This is a genomic window from Streptomyces viridochromogenes, from assembly GCF_001270495.1.
GTDB lineage: Bacteria > Actinomycetota > Actinomycetes > Streptomycetales > Streptomycetaceae > Streptomyces > Streptomyces viridochromogenes_A.
This window is the reverse complement of sequence record NZ_LGUR01000226.1, coordinates 53,986-62,121: the sequence shown is the minus strand read 5'-3', so window position 1 is coordinate 62,121 and position 8,136 is coordinate 53,986. Positions and strand designations below refer to the sequence as shown.

10 protein-coding genes and 2 tRNA genes are annotated in these 8,136 nt (G+C 70.4%); 10 read left to right on the top strand and 2 right to left on the bottom strand.

Annotated features, from left to right (window positions below; all coding sequences use genetic code 11):
• A partial coding sequence (locus tag ADK36_RS32835) for an amidohydrolase family protein (protein WP_063784887.1) occupies positions 1–1,275 on the bottom strand: 1,275 nt, incomplete at its 3' end.
• Positions 1,276–1,505: 230 nt separating this feature from the next.
• On the opposite strand from ADK36_RS32835, the gene ADK36_RS32830 reads away from it, so the two are divergent.
• From ADK36_RS32830 to ADK36_RS32790, 9 genes are all read left to right on the top strand, one after another.
• Positions 1,506–1,578: transfer RNA gene (locus ADK36_RS32830), tRNA-Thr, on the top strand.
• 46 nt (positions 1,579–1,624) lie between these two features.
• A tRNA-Met gene (locus tag ADK36_RS32825) sits at positions 1,625–1,697 on the top strand.
• Between the two features lie 90 nt (positions 1,698–1,787).
• Positions 1,788–1,952, top strand: a complete 165-nt coding sequence (gene rpmG / locus ADK36_RS32820) for a 50S ribosomal protein L33 (protein ID WP_003948671.1) — start codon at positions 1,788–1,790, stop codon at positions 1,950–1,952.
• Between the two features lie 136 nt (positions 1,953–2,088).
• Complete coding sequence (locus ADK36_RS32815; protein WP_048585298.1) at positions 2,089–2,553, top strand: MaoC family dehydratase N-terminal domain-containing protein; 465 nt, start codon at positions 2,089–2,091, stop codon at positions 2,551–2,553.
• Positions 2,554–2,558: 5 nt separating this feature from the next.
• Positions 2,559–2,987 carry a MaoC family dehydratase gene (locus ADK36_RS32810; protein WP_048585299.1) on the top strand — a complete coding sequence of 143 codons (429 nt, stop codon included), beginning with the start codon at positions 2,559–2,561 and terminating at the stop codon, positions 2,985–2,987.
• A 111-nt stretch (positions 2,988–3,098) separates the two neighbouring features.
• Positions 3,099–3,668, top strand: coding sequence for a TetR/AcrR family transcriptional regulator (locus ADK36_RS32805; RefSeq protein WP_199830294.1), 570 nt, complete (start codon positions 3,099–3,101; stop codon positions 3,666–3,668).
• A 97-nt stretch (positions 3,669–3,765) separates the two neighbouring features.
• Positions 3,766–5,220 (top strand): MFS transporter, encoded by a 1,455-nt coding sequence (locus ADK36_RS32800; RefSeq protein WP_048585300.1) that lies wholly within the window; start codon positions 3,766–3,768, stop codon positions 5,218–5,220.
• Positions 5,221–5,255: 35 nt separating this feature from the next.
• On the top strand, positions 5,256–5,636 hold the full coding sequence (locus ADK36_RS32795; RefSeq protein WP_048585301.1) for a DUF3291 domain-containing protein: 381 nt from the start codon (positions 5,256–5,258) through the stop codon (positions 5,634–5,636).
• Between the two features lie 86 nt (positions 5,637–5,722).
• Positions 5,723–6,778, top strand: coding sequence for a UDP-N-acetylmuramate dehydrogenase (locus ADK36_RS32790; RefSeq protein ID WP_048585302.1), 1,056 nt, complete (start codon positions 5,723–5,725; stop codon positions 6,776–6,778).
• An 18-nt stretch (positions 6,779–6,796) separates the two neighbouring features.
• Here the strand turns inward: ADK36_RS32790 and ADK36_RS32785 are convergent, their stop codons facing one another.
• Positions 6,797–7,429, bottom strand: coding sequence for an NAD(P)-dependent oxidoreductase (locus ADK36_RS32785; RefSeq protein WP_048585303.1), 633 nt, complete (start codon positions 7,427–7,429; stop codon positions 6,797–6,799).
• Between the two features lie 105 nt (positions 7,430–7,534).
• Here ADK36_RS32785 and ADK36_RS32780 point away from each other — a divergent pair, with 105 nt between their 5' ends.
• Positions 7,535–8,131, top strand: coding sequence for a TetR/AcrR family transcriptional regulator (locus ADK36_RS32780; RefSeq protein ID WP_048585304.1), 597 nt, complete (start codon positions 7,535–7,537; stop codon positions 8,129–8,131).
• The last annotated feature ends 5 nt before the right edge of the window (positions 8,132–8,136 follow it).

The following is an 8,136-nucleotide window of genomic DNA, read 5'->3' as shown; positions in this document are numbered from 1 at the left end:
CCGCACCCCTCGGGACAACTCCCCCCGCCCCTGCCTTGGCAAGCCCAACTCCGCCGTCACGGCCGAGTTGCAGTACTCCCGCACCGCGCTGGTCCGCGCCACCACGCGCCCCCGGTGCACCACGATGCGGCTGTACGCCAGCGACAGGGCCCCCGCCAGCCGGTCCCCGCGCACCGCCAGCAACTCGGCCGGGAAGCCCGCCTCCACCCGCACCTCGGGCAGGCCCAGCACCGCACGCGCCGACGCGCTCACGGCGTCGTACGCGTCCTCGGGGCGCAGCCCGTGGCGTGAGGCCAGCAGGTAGGCGGCCTCCAGCGGGTCTCCGCGTCCCACCGGATTCGCTACGTCCCGCAGGGCGCCGCTTCCGGCAGCGACCCGTACGCCGGCGGCGCGCAGCAGTCGTACGGGCGCTGTGTTCCGCCGTTCCGCGCCCCCGCAGCCGCCCTGCGGCAGGCACACCACCGTCACCCCGGCAGCCGCCAGCTGGTCCGCGGTGCGGGAGGCCGTCTGGGCGGGCAGCCGGCCCAGGCCGCCGCAGGGCCCGAGGGCCACGCCGGGGCGCAGTCCGCCGGCCATCGCGGCGAGCCGGGCCAGGCGCGCCGGGTCGGTGCCGTCGGTGTGCAGGTCGACGGGGCAGCCGTGCTCGGAGGCGACCTCCAGGACGGCCTCCACGTAACCCGTCGGATCCGGGTCCAGATCCGGGCAGCCGCCGACCACCGACGCGCCCATCTTCAGCGCGTCCCGCAGCATCGCCAGCCCGTCGGCGCCGGCCACTCCGGTCAGCAGCCGGGGCACCGCCACCGTCGTCAACTCGGTGAGCCCGCGCAGTGCACGCCGTGCCCGAAGTACGGCGGTCAGGGCGCCCAGCCCCTGAACGTCGCCCACGCGCACGTGTGCCCGCAGCACGGTCGCCCCGTGCCCGAGCTGGAGCAAGGCGGCCTCGGTCGCCCGGCGCTGGACGTCCTGGGGGTCGTACGAGACGGGTCCGCCCTCGTCGGCGGAGAGTGCGGTGTCGGCGTGGGTGTGCGCTTCGGCCGGGGCCGGCAGGAGCAGATAACCGCCGAGGTCCACACGCGTGCCGCACGCGCGCGTGCCGTCCCCCGCCAGGCTTCCGGCCGTGCCGACCGCCTCGATGCGCCCGGCGCCCAGCCGTACGTCCACGGTCCGGCCGTCGGTGAGCCGCGCCCCGCAGAGCAGCAGTGCACCCGGGTCGGCCGGTCCGGACGAGCCCGACGAGGACGACGAGTGGGGCGGCTGGGGGTGGCTGTCGGGCATCGCGCTCCAGAGGCAAGATCACGCAGAGTGAGTCGAGCCTAGGGTGGCGATCCGGCCCTGGCGCGCAGGAGCGCAATAGTCGTACTGGTGTGGTCCGCCGAACGGAGCCGGGCCCCGCGGTACCGCAGTGGCCTGCGAGGCGTCTGTGTGGTCCGTCGTTCGGCCCTCGGCAGGGGCCGCGAAACGGATTTGGGTGAACGGCGGCCGAGCGTGTAATGTCTTCATCGCTCGCCCCAATAGCTCAGTCGGTAGAGCGTCTCCATGGTAAGGAGAAGGTCTACGGTTCGATTCCGTATTGGGGCTCTGGTGTGGGAGGTTCCCGCCGCAAGGCGGGTTCCGATCGCATCACAGCGGTGTAGCTCAGTCGGTAGAGCAAGCGGCTCATAATCGCTGTGTCACCGGTTCAAGTCCGGTCACCGCTACTGACAGTAGCCGATTGTGGGGTCGGTCCTTCGATCGGCTACTCTTTTATGCGTTAAATCAGTCCTATCCGTTCGTCAAGGAGCACTCACGTGGCTGCCACCGACGTCCGCCCGAAGATCACGCTGGCCTGCGTGGAGTGCAAGGAGCGGAACTACATCACCAAGAAGAACCGGCGTAACAACCCGGACCGACTTGAGATGAAGAAGCACTGCCCGCGTTGCAACGCGCACACCGCGCACCGCGAAACGCGATAAATCAGGCTCGTACGCGAGGCCGTCCCCTTCAGTAGGGGGGCGGCCTCGCGTCGTTTCCGCCCCGGTTACCGGTCGGTTGGGCCGATCGAGGTGAACCAGCAGGTCAACGGCATTAGACAGCAGGAGGTGCCGAGCCATGGCGCTCGACCAGTCCTTCGTGGGGCGGAGCTACCCGCCCACCGACCCCTATGAGGTGGGCCGGGAGAAGATCCGTGAATTCGCGGAGGCGGTGGGGGACGCCAACCCGGCGTACACGGACCCGGAGGCCGCCAAGGCGCTCGGTCACCCCGATGTGATCGCCCCGCCGACCTTTGTCTTCTCGATCACTTTCAAGGCCGCGGGACAGGTCGTCCAGGACCCGCAGCTCGGCCTGGACTACAGCCGAGTCGTGCACGGCGACCAGAAGTTCGCGTACTCCCGCCCGGTGCGCGCCGGCGACCGGCTGACGGTCACCTCGACCATCGAGGCGGTCAAGACCATGGCGGGCAACGACATCCTGGACGTCCGCGGCGAGGTCCACGACGAGGCGGGGGAGCATGTCGTGACCGCCTGGACGAAGCTCGTGGCCCGTGGGCTGGGCGCCGAAGAAGGGGAGGCGTGAGACCGATGGCGGCAAAGATTGCGTACGGTGACGTCGAGGTCGGCACCGAACTGCCGGCCCAGGACTTTCCCGTGACTCGCGCCACACTCGTTCAGTACGCGGGCGCCTCCGGTGACTTCAACCCGATCCACTGGAACGAGAAGTTCGCCAAGGAGGTCGGGCTGCCGGACGTCATCGCGCACGGCATGTTCACGATGGCCGAGGCGATCCGTGTGGTCACCGACTGGACCGGCGATCCGGCCGCGGTGGTCGAGTACGGCGTTCGCTTCACCAAGCCCGTCGTCGTGCCGAACGACGACCTGGGCGCCACGATCGAGGTCAGCGGCAAGGTCGCGGCCAAGCTCGACGACAACAGGGTCCGCGTGGACCTGCTCGTGAAGAGCGCCGGGCAGAAGGTGCTCGGGATGTCGCGAGCGGTCGTACAGCTGGCGTGAGCGGCACGCGCGTGCCGTGAGGTAAGGGGCGTTCTCCATGGCGGGGCGCCCCTTACGTATGTTCGGGGCTTCCCCTTGAACAAGTTAGTGATTGAGTACTAACTTACTTGCATGGTCAGGATGAGCGCAGAGGAGAGGCGCGAGAGTGTCATTCGCGCGGCGACGAAGGAGTTCGCTCGCGGTGGCTACTACGGCACGTCGACCGATGCGATCGCCAAGCGGGTCGGTGTCTCGCAGCCGTACCTCTTCCGGCTCTTCCCGAGCAAGAAGGCCATCTTCCTGGCGGCGGCGGAACGCTGCGTGGAGGACACCATCCGGATGTTCGCGGAGGCCGCCGAGGGGCTGGAGGGTGAAGAGGCCCTGCATGCCATGGCCAACGCGTACACGAAGGCCATGACCGAACAGCCCGAGCGGCTGATGATGCAGATGCAGATGTACCTCGCCGTGGCGGCCGCCGAGCAGGAGGGCGACCACGAGTTCGGCGAGGCGGTGCGCGCCGGCTGGATGCGGCTCTGGGACACCGTCCATCTGCCGCTGGGTGCCGACGAGAGCGAGACGACGACCTTCCTGGCGTTCGGGATGCTCATCAACTGCCTGATGGCCATGGGCTTCCCTCCTGAGCACCGGGTCTGGCAGGGCATGTATCCGTCGGCCCGGCTCAAGGGTCGGCTGGAGGCGTAGGAGTCTCAGGAACAGGGGCGAGTGGCCGCCTTTTCACGCCCATGAAAGTTAGTTATCAATAACTAATCATCGGAAGTGATCACTCTCTGGGGGAGCGATGTCAGAGCAGACCGCACGTCGCACGGGAGTCGTCTGGGCCCTGGTCATCACCAGCGTCGCCGGATTCATGGCGGCACTCGACAATCTCGTCGTCACCACCGCACTGCCCTCCATCCGCGAGGACCTGGGCGGCTCGCTGCCCGACCTGGAGTGGACGGTGAGTGCGTACACACTCACCTTCGCCGTCCTGCTGATGTTCGGTGCCGCGCTCGGCGACCGCTTCGGCCGCCGTCGGCTCTTCCTCGTCGGCATCGCGATCTTCACCGGCGCGTCCGCCGCCGCGGCCCTCGCGCCCGGTCTCGACTCCCTCATCGCCGCCCGCGCGGTGCAGGGGGTCGGCGCGGCGATCATGATGCCGCTGACGCTGACCCTGCTGACCGCGGCCGTTCCTGCGGCCAAGCGCGGGATGGCGTACGGCATCTGGGGTGCCGTCAACGGGCTCGCGGTCGCGTCCGGGCCGCTCATCGGCGGCAGCCTCACCGAGCACATCTCCTGGCAGTGGATCTTCTGGCTGAACGTTCCGCTGGGCCTGGCCCTGCTGCCGCCGGCCCGACTGCGCCTGACCGAGTCGTACGGCACCGGCTCCGCACTCGACGTCCCCGGCACCCTGCTCGCCAGCGGCGGACTGTTCGGGATCGTGTACGGCCTGGTGCGCGGGCCCGCCGACGGCTGGACCGGCCCGCTGGTTCTGACCGGCCTGTTCGCCGGAGGGGCGCTGCTCGTGGGGTTCGTCCTCTACAGCACCCGCGCCAAGAACGCGATGCTGCCGATGCGGCTGTTCCGATCCCGGGCGTTCTCCGGGATCAACGCCGCGAGCCTGCTGATGTTCCTCGGCATGTTCGGGTCGATCTTCCTGCTCAGCCAGTACATGCAGGGCGTGCTCGGCTACTCCCCGACCGAGGCGGGGCTGCGGATGCTGCCGTGGACCGGCATGCCGATGCTGGTCGCGCCGATCGCCGGCATCCTCTCCGACCGGATCGGCGGCCGGCCCGTCGTCGCCACCGGCCTGTTCTTCCAGGCCGCCGGTCTCGCCTACATGGCCTCCGTGGTCACTGTCGACGCCTCCTACGCCGCCCAGCTGCCGGGCCTGATCATCAGCGGCGTCGGCATGGCCCTGTTCTTCGCGCCGGCGGCCAACCTGGTCATGTCCAGCGTCCGCGCCTCGGAACAGGGCATCGCCTCCGGCGCCAACAACGCGCTGCGTGAGGTGGGTGGGGCACTCGGCATAGCCGTCATGGCGTCGATCTTCTCCGCGCAGGGGGGTTACGAGACCGGCCAGACCTTCGTCGACGGCCTGCGGCCCGCGCTGGTCACCGGGGCGGCGGTGGTGGCTCTCGCCGGAGTCGCTGCCTTGCTGATCCCGGGCCGGCGGCGGGGCGGCAGCGCCGTGAGCCCGACCGAGCGGGTGCAGGAGCCCGTGCTGGAGCCCGTGGTGGAGTCGGCCTCCCGCTGACCTTCCCGACAGCACCCCGACCATGAGGAGCAGTCATGCCCACCCTTCCCTGGACCGTGCCGAACCCCGCGCCCCGCCACACTGAGGTGCACGTCTTCGCCTCACGCTTCGAGACCCGCACCTTCTGGGGAGCGCTCCGCTTCCTCGCCCGCACGCCGGGTGTCTGGCGGCAGGTGAGCCGGGCGCCCGGAGCGTACGGGGCCTCCTTGAAGGCCGAGCCGTTCAAGCGGACCTTCTGGACGCTGTCCGCCTGGGAGTCGCCCGCGGCGCTCAAGGCCTTCGCCCGCGCGGGCGTCCATGCCCCGACGTCGCAGGGCCTGTCCGCGCAGATGCGGGACGCGAAGTTCGCCACCTGGCAGGCGTCGAGCGACGAACTTCCGCTCGACTGGACGGAGGCGTTCCGGCGTCTGACGTGAACCGCACGCGCGCGTGGTGCGCGCATGAGCCCCGGCGCTCCGCATGGGTGCCGGGGCTGTCAGTGCCGTCTCGTAGTCTTGAGCCCGTGCAGGAACTCCACGACGCCCCCCTCGCCCCCCTGACCACCTTCCGGCTGGGCGGCCCCGCCACCCGCCTGGTCACCGCCACCACCGACGCCGAGGTCATCGACGTCGTGCGGGAGGCGGACGCCAACGGGACCCCGTTGCTGCTCATCGGCGGCGGATCGAACCTGGTCATCGGGGACAAGGGCTTCGCGGGAACCGCGCTCGTCATCGCCACGAAGGGCTTCGAGCTGGACGGCACGACGCTCGAACTGGCAGCCGGCGAGGTGTGGACCGACGCCGTCGCCCGGACCGTGGAAGCGGGCCTCGCCGGGGTCGAGTGCCTCGCCGGAATCCCCGGCTCCGCGGGCGCCACGCCGATCCAGAACGTGGGTGCGTACGGCCAGGAGGTCTCCTCGACGATCACCGAGGTGATCGCGTACGACCGCCACGCCGGCGAGACCGTCGTCGTCCCGAACGCCGACTGTGCCTTCTCCTACCGCCGCAGCCGCTTCAAGGCCGACCCCGACCGCTACGTCGTCCTGCGCGTCCGTTTCCGGCTGGAGGACGCCGACGGACTCTCCGCCCCCATCAAGTACGCCGAGACGGCCCGCGCCCTCGGCGTCGAACCCGGCGACCGCGTCCCCCTGACCGCCGCTCGCGAGACGGTGCTGAAGCTGCGTACGGGGAAGGGCATGGTCCTGGACCCCGAGGACCACGACACCTGGTCGGCCGGCTCCTTCTTCACCAATCCGATCCTCACCGACCAGCAGTTCACAGCGTTCCACGCACGTGTGCGCGAGCACCTCGGCGACGGCGTGGAGCCGCCCGCGTACCCGGCGGGGGAGGGGCACACCAAGACCTCCGCGGCCTGGCTCATCGACAAGGCGGGCTTCACCAAGGGCTACGGCACCGGCCCCGCCCGGATCTCCACCAAGCACACCCTCGCCCTCACCAACCGCGGCGGAGCGACCACCGAGGACCTCCTGGGCCTCGCCCGCGAGGTCGTCGCAGGCGTCCGCGAGGCCTTCGGCATCACGCTGGTCAACGAGCCGGTGACGGTCGGCGTCAGCCTGTAGCGCGGCGCGGCGAGACGCTCAGTAGGCCACGCCCACGCCCTGCTTCACCGTGGCCCGGTCGCCGAGCGTGGCCAGCATGGCGTGGGCCACGTCGGCGCGCGCCAGGAAGCGCCCCGCGCACGGAAAGCCGCCCAGCACCTTCCGGTACGTCCCGGTGAGCGGCTTGTCCTGAAGCCGCGGCGGCCGTACGACCGTCCAGTCCGTGGCACTGCGAGCCAGCTCGGCCTCCATCTCCCGCAGGTCGGCGTAGATGTCCTTCAGGACCGCCGAGACGATGCCGCGCACGGCGCGGTCGAGGAACCCGTCGCCCTCCGGCGCGGGGCCGACCGGCGCCGCGCTCACCACGACCAGTCGCCGCACGCCCTCGGACTCGACGGCGCCAAGCACCGTACGCGTCAGCCGCGCCGCGATCCCGGCGTCCTTGCGGCTGCGCGCACCGAGCCCTGACAGCACCGCGTCCCGCCCGGCGACTGCGGGGCGCAGGGCCTGCGCGTCCGTCAGGTCCGCGCGGAACACCTCCAGCCGCTCACCGGCCATGGTGAACCGTGCCGGATCACGCACCACTGCCGTGACCTGGTGCCCCGCGTCCAGCGCCTGACGGACGATCTCCTGGCCGGTGCCGCCGGTGGCACCGAAGACAGTGAGTTTCATGGGGTCTCCCGAGGACGAGTCGCGGGTGGGTGAGTATTCACTCACCTCTGCTCCTACTAGAGTGAGTAAGCACTCACCCACCCGTCAAGGGCGATTGGACATCTCATGGAGAACAAGCCGACCCGCGTCCGACTCCTCGACGCCGCACACGAGTTGATGCGCACGGTCGGGCTGGCGCGGGCCACGACGAAGGAGATCGCACGGGCGGCAGGGTGTTCCGAGGCAGCGCTGTACAAGCACTTCGACAGCAAGGAAGAGCTGTTCATCAGCGTGCTCACCGAGCGGCTGCCCCCGCTCCGCCCCCTGCTCAGCAGCCTCGCCGCCGAGCCAGGGCGGCACGCGCTCACGGAGAACCTCACCGAGATCGCCCGCCAGGCGGCCCTGTTCTACGAACAGAGCTTCCCGATCGCCGCGTCCCTCTACGCCCAGACCGACCTCAAGCGGCGCCATGACGACGCCGTACGGCAGATGGGGGTGGGCCCGCACGTGCCGATCCAGGAACTCGACACCTATCTGCGGGCCGAGCAGGAACTGGGGAGGGTCAGCACGGACGCGGACACGTTCGCGGCCGCGTCGCTGCTGATGGGCGCCTGCGCGCAGCGGGCGTTCGCCTACGACGCCACAAAGGAGGCCGTACGTCCGCCGGTGGACGAGTTCGCCGCCCGGCTGGCCCGCACGCTGCTGGCCGGCATCGCCGACTGAGCCGA